Raw genomic sequence first — 21,372 nt, 5'->3', positions numbered from 1 at the left:
GTGGGGAGAATGAGGAAGTGAGGGAGTGTGGGAGGGAGTGTGGGAAAATAGGCGTTGCTGAGTGAAAATATGAATGAGCCTCACGCATAGACGCAAAGGCGCAAAGAATCAAAGTTTAAGATGTAGCATTTTTGAAATTCATATTCAAATTCAGCAACGCCGGAAAATATCCCTCCTTCCCTCCTCATCCCTATCTATCAGTTGTAATTGCGCCAAATAGCTACAAGCGAACCTTGCACCTGCACCTGAGTCGCGTTTACCTCGATTGGATTGTATTTAGAGTTTGCAGGTTTGAGGGTAATGCGATCGCCGCTTCGGTAAAACCGCTTCAAAGTCGTACCAATACTATCTACTCTGGCGGCGACGATAGTCCCATTTTTCAGCAGATCTGGTTCTAGTACTGGACGCAAAAATACCAAATCTCCCTCCACAATCGAATCTTCAATCATGCTGTCGCCAGTTACCCGCAAAGCATATGCTTGGGGAGGTAATGACAAATGAGCTATATCTATATTTTCGACTGTTTCAGTGAAGGGTTCTATTAATCCACCAGCGGCGATCGTTCCCAAAATTGGTACACCTTGTTTTAACGCTTGTAGAACTCTAATTGTCCGTGCTTTACCTTCACTCCATTCAATGTACCCCTTATTGCGTAAATGTTCCAAGCGACTTTGAATTGGTGCAGGCGATTTTAAATTCATCGCCTGCATCATTTGTCGAATCGAAGGTGAATGCTGGTATTGTCGTATATATTCCGCCAGCCATTCGTAAAGTTCTTTTTGAGCTTCTGTCAGACGTTCCATAAATTTGTAGGGAGGTAAATACAAATGCTTCTAGAACATTAGTACTACAAAAAACCTCCCTACGCACTATTTATTTTAGATATTTTGATGAATTCAAGTTATGACAGAGAATAAATGAGTCAACGATGCAGTAAAAATCTAACTATTTCTGACTCACAACTTAAAATTCTTCTGCCCCTAAGATGCTTGCAAGTAAAGCTTTTTGAGCATGCATCCTATTTTCAGCTTGATCCCAAATACGTGACTGAGGACCTTCCATAACCTCATCAGTAATTTCTTCACCACGATGGGCTGGTAAACAGTGTAAAACAATTGCCGAGCTTTGAGCAAGACTCATCAGTTGTTCATTCACTTGATAAGGTTGAAAAATAGGCATTCTGTTGTCTGCTTCTTGTTCTTGCCCCATACTTGCCCAAACATCAGTGTAAATGACATGAGAACCTTTTGTTGCAATTTCTGGATCATTAGTTAACAGGACTTCAGTTTTATTGGCTGCAATGGAACGTGCTGTTTCTATAATTGCTGCATTTGGTTCAAATCCATTGGGAGTGGCAATTCTCACATTCATTCCCACCAAAGCGCAACCCAATAACAGGGAATTTGCAACATTATTCCCATCCCCTACATAAGTCAAAGTCAATCCAGAAAAAGTGCCAAAGCATTCTTGCACTGTCATCAAATCAGCCAGAACTTGACAGGGATGTTCTAAATCAGTCAGAGCATTAATGACAGGAATTTTGGCATAGTTAGCAAAAATTTGCAATTCCTGCTGTGCAAAGGTACGAATCGCCAAAATATCGAGATATCTATCCAGAACTCGTGCTGTATCCTGCAGTGGTTCTCCGCGACTAACCTGAGTCACATTAGGATTGAGATCAATCACCTGTCCACCCAGTTGGTACATTGCGACAGTAAAACTGACTCGTGTTCGAGTTGAAGCCTTGGAGAACAACAGCCCTAACACTTTATGACACCGCAATCTCAGCTTTTGTGATTTTAGTTGTGATGCCATTTGCAGAAGTTCTAGAACTTCTGTTGGACTAAAGTCTGCCAGACTTAATAAATCCCGTTTGATCAACGCTGCCATGCTTGTTGCTCTGCAAAGAACCTTCTGTCTTTCTGTTCCTATACCCAGCCGTGTCAAAAAATCTTGCCTGAAAACTGCACCAGATATTTTATATCTAGCCCATAATTTCAAGGTAGCTTTGGTATATCACTAGTTTATCAATATCGTCAGTGAAAAGAATCACAAATTTGTTTGATTTTCATTACACCCACAGCGCCTGAAAGTATGTTTATAGGTTGCTAAATCGGCAGTATGATCAAAATGAGATATTGAGAGCGCGATTTGGACAAATATAACTCTTCACACTAGTATATTGTCAAATCAGCTTGCTTATGGTACAATGACAAATTAGTGTGATGTTCAAAAAAGCCGAATATGCCAGCATAGCACAGTGGTAGTGCATCCGACTTGTAATCGGAAGGTCGTCGGTTCAAATCCGACTGCTGGCTTTTTACTTCCCATATAGCGCTGTGTTGTACAGGTGTACATTCACAAATTAAATGTCGCTGTTCACAAATTAACGTCGCATTTCACAAATTGATGTCGTATTTCACAAATTAACGTCGCATATGCATTCTCTGTAGCCGTTAACAAATTAAATGTCGCTTACTTTGATTTTGATTTAGCTGTACAAGGATTGCTATAGCAAAGTTGCTACAAGCAAAGTTAGTACGTAGCCTAATATTTTAACTTTACATAAGCTCTTCCAAACAAAGCAGACGGATTTGAACCCTTTCAACCCATCCAATTTGAAATATAAGTAAATCCCTGTTCGTATATTTCTACTTGGCTAAAATATTTTGACAGCAATTCCTTTCAACCCGCCCTACACGGGGAGGGTTATTGTTACTTTGACTGTAGAAGCATTTAGGATAAAATCCAAGCTTTCAACCCGCCCTACACGGGGAGGGTTATTGTTACGCAAGCTCTCTTTTTTGAGGGCGAACCGTGCGAAACCTTTCAACCCGCCCTACACGGGGAGGGTTATTGTTACGCTGGGGCATTCATCTTTTAAGTACAAACATGATCTTTCAACCCGCCCTACACGGGGAGGGTTATTGTTACTCCTCCCCCTTAAAACCCTTGTTATACAAATGATTCAAGGTGTGTAGCGCGGATATATTTTTATCCTTCCCAAATTACCGTTAAAAAAAGCAATTTTTGGTACTACAAAACGCTGGAACCTTTGTGGCGCAAGAAAGCGCGGATGAATTGAGAAAATTTTCTCTTTTGAAATCGCTGAAAACAAGGATTGGGATGGGTTCCCCCTTGGTCGAGGGTGATTTGGTAGCCACTACAGCAGTATATCCGCGCCCTTTTTGCTGGGAGCGCACCTAATTCCTGTCCGCAGACAGCAGCATCGGGGTGAGCAGCTACTAGGGTCAGAAAGCAAGACTATCTTCCAATAGTCAAACTAACCCAGATTTTTCACAGTTCAGCGGTTCCTAAGAACATGAACTGCGGCGCTATTATTTATTCTATTTTCAAGGTTCGGTATTTTACTCAATCGGGAGATTAAGATTTATTTTGACGAGAATGGTAAGCTGCGATCGCTATAGAACGTGCTTTTTCTTGGGGACTACCTCGAATTGGTTGCGGTGCTTGTTCTACAGGAATTTTTGCCTTAGCTGCTTGACTGTGAATGCAGTCAATTAATCTGTTGTAACTCCAACGGTGAATAGTTTGCCGATATTGCTTGGCATATTTTTGTTGACCCTCCTTGAAGTTAGGACATTTGTTCTCGGCTTTGGCTTCAATTTCGCTGTGAATACCCTCGCGCACATTTTTGATATTGGGTACAATAATGCTGCCTGCCTGGTAAGTTTGAGCCAGAGTAATAATTGCCTTAGCAAGCAAATTATCTAGATGTTTTCCTAATTCAGATTCCGATAGTTGATTTGGTGTGCTGCGTTTTTGGGCTTTGTGGCGTTCATGAGCATTTCGTTGTTGCTGTTGTCGTTGACGGTTAAGTAATTTATAGTTCTCGTCAAGTAACTGTTTAAGACTACGGTATGCAAGCACTGTGTTGGTAGAAGCATCAACAACTGCTGCGGTTGCAGGTTTTTCTAAGCCAAGACTGACACCGACGAGGATTGATGTTTGACCTTGATACAAAGGCTTGCTCGGACGTGGGTAAGGATTGTTGATTTTGGTTAGCGTTGAGCTTAGGCGTTTAATGTAATTTTGCTGATTTGGGTTGAGGTCGCCTTTGTCTTGCATCTTGGTTAATTCTTTGGCTACCTCAGCAGCTTTGTCTTGGCTTACCGTTTCTGTTCCCTCAATTGTCCATAAACGAGTATCTAGGGAACAGTACAGAGTCAAGCAATGAACATTCCAGGGTTCGCCTCTGCCTTCGTTTTCTTGCCAAGCCAAGCGACCCGAACATAGAGTGAATAAGCCACTGGAATACTGGTCTTTGCCGCTACGCTTGATTTGCTGGTCTTCTAAGAAGCGTTGAAACCAATGAAGTTGTCTGCGATCGCAATACACTTCAAATATATGCTCGCCCAAACCGCTGAACTTAATGCAGATACGACCGTTTTGGTTTTTTGACCAAATCAAGTCTTCCTTGGATGTAAATTGGACTGGAAATGGAATAGAGCTTGGTTTTTTGAGAAGACTACTTTGCCAAGAACGGGCTTCTTCTTCGCTTTGAGGGACAGTTGTTTTAGCAATAAGCAACGTTTGCAACCATTGTTCTCCGGTTAAGTCCCTACCATGAGGCATTCGACTGGCTAGTTGCTCTTTAAGGCGTTCAATTTCTTTTTCTTTTTTGCGACGACGCAGAGCAAATTTTTTTGCATCTTCCTCTTCTTCTGTTACCTGGCAGTTATTTTTCAGCAGGTACGTGATAGCGCAGCGCTCTGGCTCATCTTCTGTTTGGTCGTAAGCCTGAAATAAGGTAGTTGATAGCTTGGAAGATACTTTGGAATTACTACCTTTTTTACTCTTTTTCTTCTGCTGCGGCTGATTACTGGGATGAGTAGTTATTCTCACCAGAATTTCAAGGGCTTTAGCTCGAATATTTTCCAAACTACAACCGCTGATTTCGACCAGTTCAGCATCAGTTTTAAGCATGGACAACCAGTGGGTTTTTCCATCTAGTTGCTTTTGTCGTCTCTGTTGCAAAGCTAACCAGGATTTGTAGATATATTCCGTTAATTCGATAGCTGATTTATAAAACCTTTTGGGTTGCTCTGCAAAACACTCTTGGCTTGCAAGCAAGTTACACACAGATCTTACTACTCCGGGTGGAAGTTTTCCTGCTTGTAACCATTTCTCAAAATCAGAGTGTTTCCCTACTTGCTTCAAAAGCTCGTTAACCAAGGGTGTATTTTTCTCTGACATAATCTGCCAAAGATAGCGACGGGCGGATTCGCTTGCAACCAGGCGACATTGAATTGTGATAATGCTCATGTCGTTTTACGCAGGATTGTCATTGAAGGAATGATTAATAAAGTTTTCACAAACAGCAATGTGTCCAAAAGTTCTAAGCAAGAAAGAGACGTGAATTTAACCACGCCTCTAGCTGAGGGAAAAACTTATGCAACTTGCTGGGCTACCTCTGCTACTAGCAACCCACTAACAGCAATGATTAATAGTTGCGCTGCATCAGGAGTTTCACAACAAAGTTGTTTATCTCGATGACACGGTTGCGCTATCCATTTACCCTCAAGATTCTGATAAAAAGTGCCAAGAAGCCGGGAACCATACCAAACTCGATAAAGTTCTCCAAAATCGTCTGGTATCGAGTCGATTTCAAATTCTGGTGCTACTGCATCAGCAGACTCATCGATATGTTCCTCGAACTCTGCTTGAGCCGAGGCTTGGTTATCAAACTCTCGTTGTGTCATTATGTGAGTGACCTCATAATCGGGGTTTTACAAAAGGCGATGGCGCAAAGCGCCCGCCTAAAAGGCGATCGCGTGGTTTGGCGACTGGGCGATCGCCTTTATTTTTGTCTCATTTTTAATCTATGTTAAATGTAGAATTTTATCAAGTGTAGATTTATAAAACTTCAACGTTGTTATATCTACACTTGATGTAGAATAATGGCAAGTAGATAAATCTACGTCTAGCAGCTACTAAACTGGTGATGTAGTGTAAGTTTATGAATCAAGTGATTCGTTGGAAATTAAATGAAGTGATGGCGCGAAAGCGAGTCAGAAATAAGGACTTGGCGGAAGCGTTAGGGATAACAGAAAATTCAGTGTACAGGCTTCGCAAAGTTGACGAGATGCCACGATTAATCCCAGAAAGATTGAATGGCATTTGTAAGGCGTTAAATTGTCAGCCTGGGGAACTGTTGGAATATGAGCCGGATGATGGTGATGGCAAGGTTGTTTCTATTGTTGATGTGGCGTAAGTATAAATATAACAAGATAAATTGAGAATTCTGTCCTATAATTGTCGTCGCTATATTTGGTCTTTGTAACATTAAAACAAAGGCTGCTCGTTTATTTTGGTACGAGAACCCATGATCCAGGGAACACTGTTTGATGCCCCCATTACCCTACAAGAGCTGGAGTCCCACCTATGGGAAGCGGCAAACATTTTGCGTGGCAGTCCCGTGGATCGTACTGACTGGAAAAGCTACATCCTGCCGTTGCTGTTCTTCAAGCGCATCTGTGATGTCTGGGATGAAGAATACCGAGCAATGATGGAGGAATACGGAGACGATTTTCCTGATGAACACCGCTTCCAAATCCCAGAAGGCAATCACTGGAAAGACGTGCGTGAGGCAGCTAGCAATGTGGGGACGGTGCTGCAAAACGCTATGCGTAGTATTGAAGCCGCCAACCAGAAGCACCTGTACGGAGTGTTTGGTGATGCCCAGTGGACAAATAAAGAGCGGCTACCCGATGAACTGCTGAAAGACCTGATTGAGCATTTCTCGGCACTAAACCTCAGCAACAAGCGCGTTACCAGCGATGTCATAGGGGATGCTTACGAGTACCTGATTAAAAAGTTTGCCGATACCACTAAAAACAAGGCTGGTGAATTTTATACTCCGCGTAGTGTGGTACGGTTAATGGTGGATATACTTGACCCGCAGGAAGGCGAAAGCGTTTATGACCCTGCGTGCGGCACAGGAGGGATGTTGCTGGCGGCTGTTGCTCATGTGCGGGACAAAGGTGGCGATCCAAGAACCTTTTTTGGTAAGCTGTACGGACAAGAGAAGAATTTAACTACAGCGTCCACAGCCCGCATGAACCTGGTGCTGCACGGAGTTGAGGATTTTGTAATTGAACGCGGGGATACTCTGCGTAACCCTGTTTTTACCAATCCCGATACCAGCGGATATTAGAAGCGATCGCTACATTCTTTGGGCGGTCAACATTCATGTATATTTTACTACTCATATTGACTTTGTGGATTTTTGGTAGTTTTTTTGATCGCTTTTTACCATTCAACCTGCCCTCATTTAGCTGGTCAAATCACGGCTTAGACGCAGCCGCATTAGTGATTTCAACTGGAGTGCTGGTGCGACAAACTCGCCAAGAAAACTTTGCCGAACAGCGGGCGCAACTGATGCTACAGCTTAACTTGCTCTCCGAGCAAAAAATTGCCAAGATTATTTCTCTATTAGAAGAACTCCGTGCTGATTTGCCTGATGTGATAAATCGGCATGATTCCGAAGCCCAATTGATGCAAGAACCTGCTGACCCGATCGCGGTATTGGAAGCACTCCAGAAAAACTTGGCTCAAGAACTGTCATCCGTAGAAGAAAACAATAGTTAATTGCAGTTTTTCAGTAGATTTTTATTTCTATTTAGAGATATCAAACAAAATTTCAAGTATAGTCTTTGTGTCGAAAATAAAAAATTATCGTAGATCTTACTACAGGGACACATATGGCTCAACTCAATGGTGTAATGATGCAGTACTTCCATTGGTATATCCCTCCAGATGGTAATCTTTGGAATGAGTTAAAGGATAGAGTCAAAGAGTTAGCTGATGTAGGTGTTACATCTGTTTGGTTACCCCCAGCTTACAAAGGAACAGGGGGCGGCTACGATGTCGGCTATGGCGTCTACGATATGTACGATCTAGGTGAGTTTGACCAGAAAGGCTCGGTTCGGACAAAGTACGGCACAAAAGAGGAGTATATCGCTGCTGTCAAAGCAGCAAGAGATGCTGGTATTCGAGTATATGCTGATGTTGTCCTCAACCATAAGTTAGGTGCAGACGAAGCCGAAGAGGTGGAAGCAACTCCCTACAATCCAGACAATCGCCACGAGCCAATCGGTGAGATGCAAACAATAAAAGTGTGGACTCACTTCACCTTCCCAGGTCGCAAAGGCAAATACTCCGAAATGGAATGGCACTGGTGGCACTTCGACGCAGTTGATTATAACGTTTACAACGAAGGTGAGAATGCAGTTTACCTGTTTAAAGATAAACAATTTGACGAACAGGTTGATCTAGAAAAAGGCGCTTTTGACTATTTGATGGGATGCGATCTGGATATGGAGAATCAAGAAGTTCGCGACGAACTCAAGCGCTGGGGGGAATGGTTCATAGACACCACTGTGGTAGATGGATTTCGCTTTGATGCAGTTAAACACGTTAGGGCTGGCTTTTTCCCAGAATGGTTACAGCACTGTCGTCAACATGCGAAGCGCGATCTCTTTGCTGTGGGTGAGTATTGGTCTTATGAAATTGAAGCGCTGCACCATTTCATTAGCGTTACGGGTGGCGATGTGTTGTTGTTTGATGCGCCATTGCACTATAACTTTAGCGCAGCCAGCAAACAAGGCAATGAGTACGACATGCGGCAGATCTTTGATAACACCTTGGTGCAAGAGCAACCTGCTTTAGCCGTCACCTTGGTAGAGAATCACGATTCTCAACCCTTGCAGTCGTTGGAGTCTGTAGTGGAAAGCTGGTTTAAACCGTTGGCTTATGCGTTGATCCTACTGCGAAGTGATGGTTATCCCTGTATCTTCTATGCGGATTACTATGGTGCTAATTACAAGGATACGGGCACAGATGGCAATGAGCATGAGATTTGGCTCGATAGTCATCAATGGCTAATTGATAAGTTTTTACATGCTCGTCAAACCTATGCCTATGGCGATCAATACGATTATTTCGATCACCCTAATACAATGGGCTGGACACGCTTAGGAGATGAAGAACATCCTGGCGGAATGGCAGTTGTTTTGAGTAATGGGGAAGAGGGGACTAAGTGGATGGAAGTTGGGCAACCCAACAGCACTTACATTGACATCACCGAACATATCAGCGAACCCATCACAACAAATGATGACGGCTGGGCTGATTTTCGATGTACTGCTGGTTCCGTTTCTGTGTGGGTTCCACAGTCCTAGTCGGAGTTACCAGTTATCAGTTATCAGTTATCAGATCAAGAAAGCTGATTATGCTGATAACTGTTCACTGATTTAAGACTCAGAAGCTTCCCCCAGTTCACCCGGTCGCACGCTCAACTGTTGAGTTTGTTCACCCCGTTGTACCTTCATTTGCAAGGGCTGGTTGATTCGACTGAGTTCTACCAAGTCTTGCAACTGTTCGGCAGTCGTTATCGCTTGTTCACCAACTTGGGTAATGACATCTCCTCGACGCACACCAGCAGTAGCTGCAGGACTATTAGGTATCACTTGTATCACCAATACACCATTGATTTGTGGTAAAGTTATCGCTGTATTGGGGTCACTGTTTGATTGTTTTGCCAATTCTGGTGTAAGAGTCATCATCCGAACGCCAATGTAAGGATGCGGGATTTTCTCACCACGAACCAAAGCATTTTTAATCACCTTGGCTTTGTCAATCGGAATCGCAAACCCGATTCCCTGAGCATCAGCACGAATTGCTGTATTAATGCCAATAACTTCACCTTGTTCATTCAGCAAAGGACCACCAGAATTACCAGGATTGATAGCAGCATCAGTTTGGATGAAGTCCAAGCGTTTATCTGGGATGCCAACTTGAGCGCTGGAGCGATTCAACGTGCTGATAATACCCAAAGTGACCGTGTTATCTAATCCTAACGGGTTGCCGACTGCGATCGCCCAATCACCCACTTTCAAGTCTTGCGAACTTCCAAGGGCAGCTACTGGCAAATCTTTCCCATCAATTTTGACAACTGCCAAATCAGAAGGCTCATCAACTCCTTTCACCTCTCCTTTTAACTTGCGTCCATCCTTGAGAGTGACAGTCACAGAATCAGCACCACTGACAACATGAGCATTAGTGAGAATCATGCCATTGGGGTCAATAATAAAACCAGAACCTTCTCCGCGTTGGTGATACTCTTGAGGCATCGCAGAGAAATCATTACCAAAAAAATCGCGGAAAAAGGGGTCACTCAAATATGGAGCAGGTGCACGCATTGTGATTTTGCGGTCTGTATCAATTTGCACAACTGCGGTTCCGACTCGATTGACAGCAGCACTCACGAAACTCCGGATAGGAACTTCTTGGGAGTCTGCTGTTGAGGGAGTCGTTGTTTCTACTGTGGAAGTTATGGGTGCAACAGCACTCTGTAGAGATGATCGCTTAAGAATTGGTAAGTTGGGAAAAGCCCATAATATCGTCAAAGTTAATGCCACACTCAAGACAGCGATTAAAGCATGGCTAATCACTTGACGTAAAACGGGCAAGAAACGTTGTTCTTCAGAAGATGACAAAGACATAGTAAGTAGGTCGGTACAAATAAAGTTAACTAGTTTTGGCAGTCATTAGGAGGCAGCGCCTTGCTGCGCCAGTGCTGATAGCATTTGCGCAGCGTCCCTCTTAGGGACTAGCGTGTCCGCAGGACATAGACGGGTTTCCCGTCGCAGGATAAGAGCGTTGGGGTTTCCCCCGTTGTGGCGACTGCCGTTCATTAGTCATTAGGAGGCAGTGCGGTCTTGGGGGTTTCCCCCATGAGCACCTGCCGTTCATTAGTAAAGGTTTGAGGGGTTTTTACATTTTTTAACATAGTTCTGTTTATTTCCACCTATCTACTTAATTTCTGCTATTACAAAGAGCTAATGGGTTGCATAAACCCAAAAAATCAAGTTTTTCTGACAACCCATCAAAGCTGTGCGCTTTCATTTCAAAAACAAATCAGTGTCAACAATATCGGCACCTTTACGACCATTATGACTGTAGGCTGTGCTGTTCGACTTGCAGCCCGCTACTAGAAAAACCTTGCTTGATTGATGAATTTGTGATAAGCAAGCAGTAGAAAAAAGCAATGGGAAACTGTGATGAAAGTCTGGGAAGTTCACTCCAAAGAAGGTTTAGATGCATTAACACTGGTTGAAAAACCAGAACCACAACCAAAAGCAGGACAGATTCTCTTAAAGATGCATGCTGCTTCGCTGAATTATCGGGATTTGTTAACAGTCAAAGGCGCATACGGTTCTAAGCAAAAGCTACCTTTTGTTCCATTGTCTGATGGTGTGGGGGAAGTGGTTGCTGTTGGGGAGGGAGTGAGTAGAGTTAGGGTGGGCGATCGCGTCGCTGGCATCTTCATGCAAACCTGGTTAGAAGGGGAATTTTCAGCAGATAAATCAAAATCAGCATTGGGTGGAGCGATTGATGGTATCTTGGCTGAGTACGCGACGCTTCATGAAGACGGCGTTGTTCATGTCCCAGAACATCTTTCTGACGAGGAAGCAGCATCGTTACCTTGTGCTGCGGTAACGGCTTGGAACGCCCTAACAACAGATGGCAAGCTGAAAGCTGGCGACACTATTCTCATACAAGGTACGGGAGGAGTATCTTTATTTGCGTTGCAGTTTGGCAAGATAATGGGAGTGCAAGTCATTGCCACTTCTAGCAGCGACCTGAAGTTAGATAAGTTGAAGCAACTTGGGGTATCTGAACTCATTAATTACAAAACTACACCAAACTGGGATGAAAAAGTTTGGCAACTGACAAATCAGGTGGGAATTGATCGCATTATTGAGGTTGGCGGTGCTGCTACCTTCAATAAATCCCTACGTGCAGCACGCTACGGCGGACATATCAGTTTGATTGGAGTACTTTCTGGACTCAGTGCAGATGTCAGTACAGCATCGATTCTACACAAAGGGATAACTGTACAAGGCATCTACGTAGGTAGTCGCGCTATGTTTGAGGCAATGAACAAGGCAATTGCTTTACATAGTATCAAACCCATTGTTGACCGAGTGTTCCCCTTTGAGGAAGCGCGACAGGCGTTAGAGTACATGGAGAGTGGCGCGCATTTCGGTAAGATTGCGCTGCGCTTTTAGGAGCAAGGGTAGAACTTTGAGTCAGCTTAAATACACGGAAGCATGACTTGCATAACTGTTTTTTCTCCTAGCTTACTGTGAATACAAAGTTCCCCTCCATATAACTCAACTATACGTTTAGCAATGATTAAACCCAAACCCGAGCCTTGTTGTTCATAGAGTTGGCGCTCAAATTGTCGGTATGCTCCCAATTCAGCAATTTGAGCGGCTGTCATGCCTCGTCCGTAGTTGGTCAGTGAGATCATCAGTTGATTACTAACTGAAGTACTTGTTAGATAAACTTGTGTTCCTGATATTGAAAACTTAAAGGCATTATCAATTAATTCTTCAATAATTTTATAAAGTCTTGTTTCACAAATTTGTACACAACAAGGGCTTTGTAAATTGACTTGAAAATCTGTATAACGTCCCACTTGTTGAGCTTTTTCAGTAATTAATTTTTGCAACGCCATTGAAGGAAAAACAGTTTTATGGCTTTGCAAGTTTTTCATTCGTTTTGGATCTGTTGCTATCATTTCGAGCTCTGTGTACAATAAAAAATTTTGAACTAACCTGTGTAAGCGTTTTCCCGACTTATGAAGACCTTCTGCCATCTCAAAAATTTCATGCCGAGAAAGGTTATCGGCTTCTTTCATTAAAAGTTCTGAAAAACCTAAAATACCATTTAGTGGTGTTCTCATTTCGTGAGGAAGAGACATGGTAATACTACTACGCAAATCATCCAGCCTTCTTTGTGACTGCTGACGAATGGCAAGTTGTTTTTTTAATCGGGAGGAAATCGCAGCAATTAGTTCTGCGCGGGTAAAAGGCTTTGTTAAATAGTCATCAGCTCCCAATTCCATCCCTTGGCGTAAGTAAGTTTTCTCTGTTTTAGCTGTTAAAAAAATCAACGGAATCGTTGCTGTTGTAGATTGTTGACGTAATGTTTTTAAAACGCCATAACCATCTAGTTCTGGCATCATCACGTCACAAATAATCAAGTCGGGAATTTCCTTTTGAGCTACCTTCACACCAACCTGACCATTTTCTGCAGCAATAACATCAAAATCCTCATAAGTTAGTAATTCCAAAAGATTTTGTCTGACACTTGTCTCATCTTCTATGACCAAAATTTTATACATATTCAAAAAAGCTTAATTCTTGAAAAAATTTAGATTTTGATTTGATTGGTTATCGATGACAGTTACGTTTTTTCTAGTAGTTCCTTGACATTGATCATGAAAATATCAATTGTCAATTATCAATTGTGATTTTTTGAGAAACAATCATTTCTAGCGACAATTGATAATTGATAATTGATAATCAGTCATTTACATTGACTAAAAAATTTAAACGATTGACATATTCAACCGTTTTTTAGCAACTAATATTTTTTCAAACTCTGTTGCTGGTAATGGATGGCTAAATAAAAATCCTTGTATTGCATCACATTTATGTTGACGTAAAAAAGCAAGTTCTTGTTCCGTTTCTACACCTTCAGCAACTATATGAAGGTTAAGATTATGTGCCATTTGAATCAATGCCGTTGTAATGATTGCTTTCTGTAAATCATTGGCAATACATTGAATAAAGTATCGATCAATTTTTAAAGTGTGAATGGGTAATTGCTTCAAATAAATTAAAGAAGTATATCCGGCTCCAAAATCATCTATTGCAATTTTTACTCCATAAGAATGTATTTCATTCATAGTAGAAATAGCCTGATTCATATCTGGCATAATTATATTTTCAGTTAATTCTAAAACTAAACAATCTGGCACTAAGTTATTAGCCAATAAAAGATGAATTATTTTTTCAGTAAAGTTAGGTTGCTTTAATTGATTCGCCGATATGTTAACAGCTATGCGCAAGTCTGTGAATCCTTGATTATGCCAGAGTTTCATTTGTTGACAAACATTTTTTAATACCCAATCACTAATAGGGAGAATTAAACCAGTCGATTCTGCTAAAGGAATCAATTCTGTGGGAGTAACCATTCCTAATTCTGGATGCTGCCAACGTAATAAACTTTCAGCACCGATAATTCGACCAGAATGAATATCGACTATAGGTTGGTAGTAAATTAGAAATTGCTCAAACTCCTCCCGTTCTATAGCACGACGCAAAAACATTTCTATCATCTGTTGTTTGGGAGAGAAAGTCTGCGCGTCAAATTTGGTAGAGACTTGCTTTGCCAAAGTTGCTTGCTTCGCTAAGCGGCTGGTGATCGCATTTAATAGTTCAGTCCGAGTAAATGGTTTTGTCAGATAGTCATCAGCACCTAAATCCATTCCTTGACGAAAGTCAGTCCTAGCAGATTTTGCTGTCAGAAAAATAAATGGAATAGTTGCTGTGATTGGTTTTTCACGTAATCTTGTCAAGACACCATAACCATCCACTTCTGGCATCATTAAGTCGCATAAAATCAAATCGGGAATTTGAGAAACTGCTAAATCTAATCCAACGCGACCATTGGCAGCAGCAATAGTATCAAAGTCTTCTGCGGCTAATAAATCTATAATGTTTTCTCGTACTAGTTTTTCGTCTTCAATGACTAAAATTTTGGTCATGGCTTGCCTCTAATGGAATGTAATAGTTTAACGGCAGAGTTACAGTAAATAGAGTTCCCAGCCCAATTTCACTTTTTACCGTAATTTCACCATGATGGGTTTCCACGCAGTTTTTTACAATTGCTAGTCCTAACCCCGTACCTTGGATGTTACCTACGTTTGTCGCTCTGTGAAAAGACTCAAACAGGTGAGGTAAGTCTGCTGGTGGAATACCTATTCCTTGGTCTTGAATTCTAAAGACTGCTAGAGTATCATCAAACGTTAGAGTAAATCTGACAGTAGTACCAGTTGGAGAATACTTAATTGCATTTGAGAGTAAATTACCAAGAATATGCCCTAGCAATTTTTCATCCATACAGCATGGCATGGAGTCAGATTGACTACTAAAGTTGATTGCATGTTGATTATTAACATTCAGTTGTAATTCTTCCACTAGATAATGGCAGTATTCAACTAAATCAAAGGGCACGGGTTTAAAATCTAATTTTCCTGCCTCCACTTTTCCAATCACTAAGACATTGTTTAACATCTCAGTCATACGCTTGACAGAAGTTTGAATGCGATGCAGGTGAGACAGTTGTTTTTCCTCAGTCCATTTATGACGGTAGTGTTCTAACAACTCTGATGAGGAAAGAATAGTGCTTAGCGGCGTACGAAATTCATGGGAAGTCATTGAGACAAAGCGAGATTTCAGTTCATTCAGTTCTTTTTCTTTATACAACGAAGCTTTTAATTCCTCTTCTAGTTGCTTACGTTCTGTGATGTCCAGCCAGTAACCAACAATTTCCAATGGTTCACCAGCCTCATCCCGCACCAGCTTTGCTTGGTCGTACATCCAGCGATATGTGCCATTTTTGTGCAAAAAGCGATACTCGTGACTATTGTGCCCTTGCTCAAGAAGTTTTGACATCGCTACAAACACCTGCTGTAAGTCTTCTGGGTGAATATAACTAGCCCAAAAGCTGGAATCAGCAGTAAATTTATGTGCTTCATACCCTAGTGTGGCGATAACGTTTGCGCTCATAAACGTAATGCTATAGTCACTCTCGATTTTGCTGCTATAAATCACACCAGGACTAGAAGAAAGTAAATATTGCAACCGCTCTTGTGAAACTAAGAGCGCCACCTCTGCCTGCTTACGTTCTGTGATATCACTTTGAATACTAATGTAATGAGTGAACTGACCATGATTGTCATAAACCGGAGAAATACTGACTTGATTCCAGAATAGTGTACCATCTTTGCGGTAGTTACGTAAAACTACGGTGCAACTTTTTCCTTGCGCAATGGCATCGTGTAACTCGCTCATACCCGGTTGATAGATATCATAGCCGTGGAGAAAACTGTAATTTTTCCCAATCACCTCCTCTACTGAATAACCAGTGATTTGCTCCAATGCTGAGTTAGCATATATGATTGGCGAGTCTGGCATTGTAACATCAGCAATGATGATGCCATTACTGCTAGCTGCGATCGCGCGATCGCGCAGTTGTAAACTTTCTTCTGCTTGTTTGCGCTCAGTAATGTCTTCAAAAGTGCCAAGAACCCCCATGACATTGCCTTGATGATCGTGAAGTGGGATTTTACTTGCCTCCAGCCAAACTTGTTTACCATCCTTTTGGATGCGGGAAAAGATAATGTGATATTTGGGCGTATCAGTCTGCATCACTTTGAGGTCAGATTCACAGTAGAAATCTGCCTCCTCTTCGTTAACAACGAAATCATAGTCAGTCTTGCCCACAACATTTTCTGCTCTCTCAAGACCAAACATTTTGGCAAAGATGCGATTACAACCTAAGTACACAGAAGCTGTATTTTTCCAGAAAATACCTTGGGGGATGTTGTCCATGATCAGCTGCAACATTTGCTGCGATTGGCGCAGTTGCTCTTCTGCATACACACGATCAGTCATTTCAAAAATCAGCTGCCGATTCATTTGTTTGACAGCCCTTGTTCGCTCCTCAACTCGGGTTTCTAGCTCTGCTTGTACCTGTTGTAATGCGAATTCTGCCTCTACACGTTCAGTAATATCTATACAGCAGCCAATGTAACCAACAAAGCTGCCATCAGATTCAAACCTTGGAACGCCTATGTTGCTCAGCGAACGGTACTCTCCATCAGCACGCAAAAAACGATAGACATAGTGGAAACGTTGATAATTTTTGAATGCTGGTAGATATGTATCAATACAGTGCTGTTTATCTTCAGGATGAATTCCTTCTAGCCAACCTTCACCTAGTAACTTTTCTAAAGGGCGTCCTGTAAATTCTACGGTGGATTGGTTGACAAATGTATTCAAACCATTAGCATCACTCATCCACATGAGTATTGGTAACTCGTTTGCCAGTTTGTAGAATTGCTCCTCACTCTCACGCAAGGTCTCAGTAATTCTTTTTTGCTCGGTAATATCTTCGCTGCTGGCAAGCATGCAGCCATAAGAGGGACTCGATATAATGTCCCCTGCTTGTTGTAAGGCTTGACAAATACTTTCATAGGTGCATAAGCCAACGAGTTGACCTTGCTCATCAATGAGTGGTACACAAAACAAATTATGTTGGCGTAAAAATGACAGTATAAATACTACACAAGGAATCTCAGAATATTTTAGGGTAGGTACTGAAGTCCTCATGACTTCAGACACTTTGGCAGTCTGTAGGTTGACGTCTGAAAATAGAAGGTGTAGCGCATCATGCTCTGTAAACCACCCTACTATCTGCAAATTCTCAACTATCAACACACACCTTGTTTGTGGTTCATGCTTCTTCATCAGAGCTATGACATCTGATAAAAGTGTTTCAGGTGCAACAGTTAGGGGGAAAAAGTCAATTGCAGAATCTAAAGATGGCAGTGAAATAAATTGAGCAAGGGTCTGCATAAATGTTTGCAAGAATCTAGTAGCACAAAATTGTTTTGTATCTATTAAGTTATGTATTGAACAGAAAAGAACTCACCAAAAAGGTAGTGCACCCAAGGAGGAGCTTCAGTGAGGCAGCGCCCTATGGCGCTCCGCCACGCCTTACGGTGAGTAAGCGCGCTGTCTCACCGTGCGGTGAATAAGGGCGCATTAGTCCTTGTTTGCCTCGTGCCAGTTCTGGTGTATCTCCTCCAACAGACACACTTGTCCTCGCACACGCTTTGCGCATAGGGCTTATGCTTCCCGAACGTCGCTGCGGACTATAGTTACGTTGTTCGTGCGTAAGTCCTGGTGTATTTTTATTTTTACCTTGTCTATCGGTATTTCCTTGCGTGAAATCTCGTAATATAGTAATTTTTTACACTATTTTTACACTCAATATCGCTTAACAAAGACGAGCCAGCGCACTGCTTCGCTTATTAACCAATACGCTTCATATTGTGTTCGGTTAAAGATTTATCATTAGTGCTCTTGGGAGGGAGCTCTGAGCAGGGAGCATCTGGTACTGGGGAAAAGAGATTTTTATACCATTTCACGATCGCACCTGATACAGCCGCAAAAATACAAGGGTTGTCCATCCTTGTCGTTCGCCCTTGGCGTCGCCCAAGGGGCGAGGGTTTGTCCAACCCTCATATCGTGTTCGGTTAAAGACTTATCATTAAGACCGCAGGGGGGGCAGAGGTGCAGAGGGGCAGAGGGGAAGGGTTTTTAAGCTTAATGCATAGATTCGGGAATTATAACTAATTAGCCGAACTTGATATCACTCCCTCCCAGCCTAAGGCGACCAGGGCGTCTACTAGCCCCTAAAAGGGGTGCTGCGCAAACGTTAACACTGCGCGCTTCACTCTTTATTTTCAAGTTAAGGTGAGCATTGCAATGCCCACCTTAACTCCGGAAGCGGCGCAACTGTACCCGTTCTCCGTAACGTAACAACTTCTCTATCGTGGCAAGACGATTTTCCCAAACTCTGACTTGATATGGATTTGAGAGCGCTTGTAGACGCATCCACTCTCTAAATTGAGACTGTAACCTTAAAAGTGACGTTCTCGCTGTTGCTAATTTAATGTTGTCTGGGTTAGTAGCCAGCTGATTTAAAGCACTTTGCACAACTTCCGCTTGGGAGTTAAAAGTTGAAAGCGTAGTGGAAGTTATTCGCAGCTTATTATTTTGCTGTGCCAACTTCCACTCACGTTGTAGATCTGTGTAACGAACGGAAGCAGTTTGAAAAGGTTGGCGGTGCGGAATGGGTTCTTTTTGTGTGCGTTGAGGGTTACCTTGAGTATTATTAAAGACTTGGTTGAGATCATTCGTGAAATTTTGTGCAGCAAACAGAGCATAACCAACAACAGGCAAGTCTCTAAGTAGTTGAATTTGATCGAATGCTCCCACTGTTTGCAAAGAAAGTAGGCGAATTCCTGGTACCAACAGGGAAGAACCCAGTTGTGTAGCAGTAATTATCCAAGGTTGTGCCAGTCGCTCAAAGCGGGGAGTATCCTGAGCATAAGTCATAGGCACAATTAAATCGATATCGCCGCGCCTTGCCCAAACTTCCCAGTGCTGCTGCAGCTTTTTAATGCGTTCTTGTTCTGGAAGGGGAAATACAGCAGCCGACAAAATCAAGTTAGGTCGCTTTTGTCGCAGTTGTTGTGACACTTGAGCAACAAAGCTATCAATTTGCTGAGTACGAAATTCTGTCCATTTTTGCCATAGTTGCTGTTGCCTTGGAGAAATCTTCGCTGGATCTGTGCCAGTCAGTTGTTGAAATTGCTCTCTAGCCGCCTTCCCATAACCGTAAGTCCGGTTAGCGCTTGGATCTTGAAAGGGATAGCGAATGTAGTCTAGTTGTAAACCATCCACGTCATAGCGAGTGACAATTTCCTGGTACAAGCTGAGCAAATACTGCCGTACTTGAGGATTTGCTGGATCAAAGAATGGTTTCGTCTGTCCAGAAGGAATCATTTGACCGCGATTATCATAGCCAGCCCAATCCGGATGAGCCGCAAGGACTGGCCCTGGGTAATTAGGATTTATATTGAGGAGTCGATTGTGACGTTCATTACCAGCAGCAAAAGTCCAAACCCAAGCGTGTAATTCTATCCCCCGCTCATGAGCTAACTTAACAGCAGATGCCAGTGGATCCCAACCGCTAACCAAAGGGTTTTGCTGGGGTGTAATGTTGCTGGGATAAATGGTGTAGCCAGCATTAACCGTTTCAAAAAATATGGTATTAATTCCGGCTTGCGCCATCCGATCAAAAATCTCAGCCAGTCTCTGCTCGCTTCCCGCACGGATAATCGTTCCTCGGTCAAGCCACATTGCCCTGATTTCTGGTTGAGCCAACCTCTTATTGAGAGGAAATTGGTTCCATAAATTCGCTCTTGCCATCAACCATTGCTGACGCGCCTGAGCGTAGTTTTTTTGTGCAATCAATTCGGGCAAGTTTTTCACAACTTCACGAGCAGCATCTAAAGCTTGTTCTGTGCTAGGAAATGTTGCCCCAGATCTTGTTGATGCCACCTGTGCCTGTTGCGTCTTTGCTAACGCTGGATTGTTACTATTTTCAGAAAGAGCGAGTGCTGCTAAATTGGCACTCTCAACTCTACCAATAAGATTTTCTAGCTCATGCTGATAGGTAAGCGCTTCAGTTCGGCTAATCGGTGCTTGTGAGTTAGGGACAACATCAAACCGCACTCCTTGTTCAAGTTGGTCAATTGCTTCCTCTGATTTTGGAGGTGTGATGCTGGGAATAGGTTTGGGTTGAGGACCTGTGGCAATTTTGGGGGGAGGTGCAGGAGATGGAGGAGATGGAGGAGATGGGGAAGATGGGGAAGATGAGGAAGTGATGGTGGTATTTTTTCCCCTGCTCCCTTCTCCCCTGCTCCCTTCTCCCCTGCTCCCCTGCTCCCTACTCTGCTCCCCTGCTCCCCTGCTCCCCTGCTCCCCTGCTCTTTTTTGTCCCGTCGGAGTTGCTGGCGCTTTAGCCACGGTAGTAGAGCAGGTTTGAGAACCTCCAGCTACTTTAGTTGGAGCACTCGAAGGCCTTTTTAAAAAACGGTTAATGGTAGTTTGTAACCAAGCGCTATCTAGCTGTGCTGGGGAAGCAGCATCTACACCCCAGCGCCAGCCAAATAAAGTGGAACGTTCATTAGCTACCACTGCTGCTGGGTTATCTTTGCCACCCCAAATAGCAGCAGCAGTAGTTGTGGCGTTATCAGCAATCACAACGCCACCCCGGACTTGACCGAATAGTCCGTTTTGGTTTGCCCATTCTATGAATTTTGCTTTTGGTGATGGTTGCAGCTTTTGTGGTTTATCAAGGCTGAATCCCCAATAGCCGCCCAGAATACTTCGCAGTAACTGTCGCACTCCCGGTGCTGACAAACTTCCTACAGGACCGCTTGCAATTAAGCGTCCTCCTTTGCTCATCCATTCTTCCAGAGCAATGGCTTGTGTTGGCGTTAATGATTCGACATTTGGTAAAAATAAAACTGTGCGATCGCCCCAATCTGCCGCACTCCTCACACTAGATAGAGGAATCACACAATACTTGACTCCAGCCGTCTGCAAGCGATTTGTGATTCCTGTCCACTGATTTGCATTTTCTTCACTCTGGACTATGCTCAATACTGGTTCTGAACTTGCCGCTGTGGCTGGGAGAATGTTTAGTAAATGAAATATTAACAAATTTAAATTTAGAATCAGAAATCCTACTTTTTGAATTTTTGATTTTATCTTTTTACCTCGTCTTTTCTGATTTATCACTAGACACTCTCACTTTAACAATTCAAAATATGCCCGTAGGACACCCTTAAAA

15 protein-coding genes and 1 tRNA gene are annotated in these 21,372 nt (G+C 42.8%); 7 read left to right on the top strand and 9 right to left on the bottom strand.

Annotated elements, in window-relative coordinates; all coding sequences use genetic code 11:
* Positions 1 to 197 precede the first annotated feature (197 nt).
* Both lexA and argF read right to left on the bottom strand, forming a co-directional pair.
* Entirely contained in the window at positions 198 to 803 is a 606-nt protein-coding gene (lexA, locus tag AC5JM2_RS29745) for a transcriptional repressor LexA (protein WP_495838770.1), read from the bottom strand.
* 160 nt (positions 804 to 963) lie between these two features.
* Positions 964 to 1,890 (bottom strand): ornithine carbamoyltransferase, encoded by a 927-nt coding sequence (gene argF, locus AC5JM2_RS29740; RefSeq protein ID WP_495838769.1) that lies wholly within the window; start codon positions 1,888 to 1,890, stop codon positions 964 to 966.
* A 356-nt stretch (positions 1,891 to 2,246) separates the two neighbouring features.
* On the opposite strand from argF, the gene AC5JM2_RS29735 reads away from it, so the two are divergent.
* A tRNA-Thr gene (locus AC5JM2_RS29735) sits at positions 2,247 to 2,318 on the top strand.
* A 1,066-nt stretch (positions 2,319 to 3,384) separates the two neighbouring features.
* Here AC5JM2_RS29735 and cas12k read toward each other — a convergent pair.
* Together cas12k and AC5JM2_RS29725 are read right to left on the bottom strand one after the other, a co-directional pair.
* Positions 3,385 to 5,286: a type V CRISPR-associated protein Cas12k gene (cas12k, locus tag AC5JM2_RS29730; protein WP_495838767.1), complete on the bottom strand. Its 1,902-nt coding sequence runs from the start codon at positions 5,284 to 5,286 to the stop codon at positions 3,385 to 3,387.
* A gap of 125 nt (positions 5,287 to 5,411) precedes the next feature.
* Positions 5,412 to 5,723 (bottom strand): hypothetical protein, encoded by a 312-nt coding sequence (locus AC5JM2_RS29725; protein WP_495838765.1) that lies wholly within the window; start codon positions 5,721 to 5,723, stop codon positions 5,412 to 5,414.
* 3 nt (positions 5,724 to 5,726) lie between these two features.
* On the opposite strand from AC5JM2_RS29725, the gene AC5JM2_RS29720 reads away from it, so the two are divergent.
* From AC5JM2_RS29720 to AC5JM2_RS29700, 5 genes are all read left to right on the top strand, one after another.
* Positions 5,727 to 5,852, top strand: a complete 126-nt coding sequence (locus AC5JM2_RS29720; RefSeq protein WP_495838763.1) for a hypothetical protein — start codon at positions 5,727 to 5,729, stop codon at positions 5,850 to 5,852.
* Positions 5,853 to 5,980: 128 nt separating this feature from the next.
* Positions 5,981 to 6,235 carry a helix-turn-helix domain-containing protein gene (locus AC5JM2_RS29715; protein ID WP_210612119.1) on the top strand — a complete coding sequence of 85 codons (255 nt, stop codon included), beginning with the start codon at positions 5,981 to 5,983 and terminating at the stop codon, positions 6,233 to 6,235.
* 111 nt (positions 6,236 to 6,346) lie between these two features.
* The gene (locus AC5JM2_RS29710) at positions 6,347 to 7,177 is read left to right on the top strand and encodes a class I SAM-dependent DNA methyltransferase (protein ID WP_495838761.1); all 831 of its coding nucleotides are present in this window, start codon (positions 6,347 to 6,349) and stop codon (positions 7,175 to 7,177) included.
* On the top strand, positions 7,171 to 7,611 hold the full coding sequence (locus AC5JM2_RS29705) for a DUF1003 domain-containing protein (RefSeq protein WP_495838886.1): 441 nt from the start codon (positions 7,171 to 7,173) through the stop codon (positions 7,609 to 7,611). The genes AC5JM2_RS29710 and AC5JM2_RS29705 overlap by 7 nt, the downstream gene beginning before the upstream one ends.
* A gap of 113 nt (positions 7,612 to 7,724) precedes the next feature.
* Positions 7,725 to 9,203: an alpha-amylase gene (locus tag AC5JM2_RS29700; protein ID WP_495838759.1), complete on the top strand. Its 1,479-nt coding sequence runs from the start codon at positions 7,725 to 7,727 to the stop codon at positions 9,201 to 9,203.
* Between the two features lie 72 nt (positions 9,204 to 9,275).
* On the opposite strand, the gene AC5JM2_RS29695 is transcribed toward AC5JM2_RS29700, so the two are convergent.
* Positions 9,276 to 10,526 carry an HhoA/HhoB/HtrA family serine endopeptidase gene (locus AC5JM2_RS29695; protein WP_495838757.1) on the bottom strand — a complete coding sequence of 417 codons (1,251 nt, stop codon included), beginning with the start codon at positions 10,524 to 10,526 and terminating at the stop codon, positions 9,276 to 9,278.
* Positions 10,527 to 11,084: 558 nt separating this feature from the next.
* On the opposite strand from AC5JM2_RS29695, the gene AC5JM2_RS29690 reads away from it, so the two are divergent.
* The gene (locus AC5JM2_RS29690) at positions 11,085 to 12,095 is read left to right on the top strand and encodes a zinc-dependent alcohol dehydrogenase family protein (RefSeq protein ID WP_495838755.1); all 1,011 of its coding nucleotides are present in this window, start codon (positions 11,085 to 11,087) and stop codon (positions 12,093 to 12,095) included.
* Positions 12,096 to 12,121: 26 nt separating this feature from the next.
* Here AC5JM2_RS29690 and AC5JM2_RS29685 read toward each other — a convergent pair whose 3' ends face one another.
* The 4 genes from AC5JM2_RS29685 to AC5JM2_RS29670 form a co-directional block, all read right to left on the bottom strand.
* A complete protein-coding gene (locus AC5JM2_RS29685; protein WP_495838753.1) occupies positions 12,122 to 13,216 on the bottom strand; it encodes a hybrid sensor histidine kinase/response regulator in 1,095 nt (364 codons plus the stop codon).
* 207 nt (positions 13,217 to 13,423) lie between these two features.
* The gene (locus tag AC5JM2_RS29680) at positions 13,424 to 14,644 is read right to left on the bottom strand and encodes an EAL domain-containing response regulator (protein WP_495838751.1); all 1,221 of its coding nucleotides are present in this window, start codon (positions 14,642 to 14,644) and stop codon (positions 13,424 to 13,426) included.
* Positions 14,622 to 17,519 (bottom strand): PAS domain S-box protein, encoded by a 2,898-nt coding sequence (locus AC5JM2_RS29675; RefSeq protein WP_495838750.1) that lies wholly within the window; start codon positions 17,517 to 17,519, stop codon positions 14,622 to 14,624. The genes AC5JM2_RS29680 and AC5JM2_RS29675 overlap by 23 nt, the downstream gene beginning before the upstream one ends.
* A gap of 924 nt (positions 17,520 to 18,443) precedes the next feature.
* Entirely contained in the window at positions 18,444 to 21,320 is a 2,877-nt protein-coding gene (locus AC5JM2_RS29670; protein ID WP_495838748.1) for a family 10 glycosylhydrolase, read from the bottom strand.
* Between the last annotated feature and the right edge of the window lie 52 nt (positions 21,321 to 21,372).

It is taken from the genome of Brasilonema angustatum, from assembly GCF_059505445.1.
This window is presented reverse-complemented; position numbering and strand designations above follow the sequence as displayed.

Bases quoted from the DNA above. Each gene is read 5' to 3' on its own strand.
- AC5JM2_RS29690 (WP_495838755.1), top strand. From the start codon at position 11,085: ATGAAAGTCTGGGAAGTTCACTCCAAAGAAGGTTTAGATGCATTAACA.
- cas12k (WP_495838767.1), bottom strand. From the start codon at position 5,286: ATGAGCATTATCACAATTCAATGTCGCCTGGTTGCAAGCGAATCCGCC.
- argF (WP_495838769.1), bottom strand. From the start codon at position 1,890: ATGGCAGCGTTGATCAAACGGGATTTATTAAGTCTGGCAGACTTTAGT.
- AC5JM2_RS29685 (WP_495838753.1), bottom strand. From the start codon at position 13,216: ATGTATAAAATTTTGGTCATAGAAGATGAGACAAGTGTCAGACAAAAT.
- AC5JM2_RS29710 (WP_495838761.1), top strand. From the start codon at position 6,347: ATGATCCAGGGAACACTGTTTGATGCCCCCATTACCCTACAAGAGCTG.
- AC5JM2_RS29675 (WP_495838750.1), bottom strand. From the start codon at position 17,519: ATGCAGACCCTTGCTCAATTTATTTCACTGCCATCTTTAGATTCTGCA.
- AC5JM2_RS29695 (WP_495838757.1), bottom strand. From the start codon at position 10,526: ATGTCTTTGTCATCTTCTGAAGAACAACGTTTCTTGCCCGTTTTACGT.
- AC5JM2_RS29680 (WP_495838751.1), bottom strand. From the start codon at position 14,644: ATGACCAAAATTTTAGTCATTGAAGACGAAAAACTAGTACGAGAAAAC.
- AC5JM2_RS29715 (WP_210612119.1), top strand. From the start codon at position 5,981: ATGAATCAAGTGATTCGTTGGAAATTAAATGAAGTGATGGCGCGAAAG.
- AC5JM2_RS29725 (WP_495838765.1), bottom strand. From the start codon at position 5,723: ATGACACAACGAGAGTTTGATAACCAAGCCTCGGCTCAAGCAGAGTTC.
- lexA (WP_495838770.1), bottom strand. From the start codon at position 803: ATGGAACGTCTGACAGAAGCTCAAAAAGAACTTTACGAATGGCTGGCG.
- AC5JM2_RS29700 (WP_495838759.1), top strand. From the start codon at position 7,725: ATGGCTCAACTCAATGGTGTAATGATGCAGTACTTCCATTGGTATATC.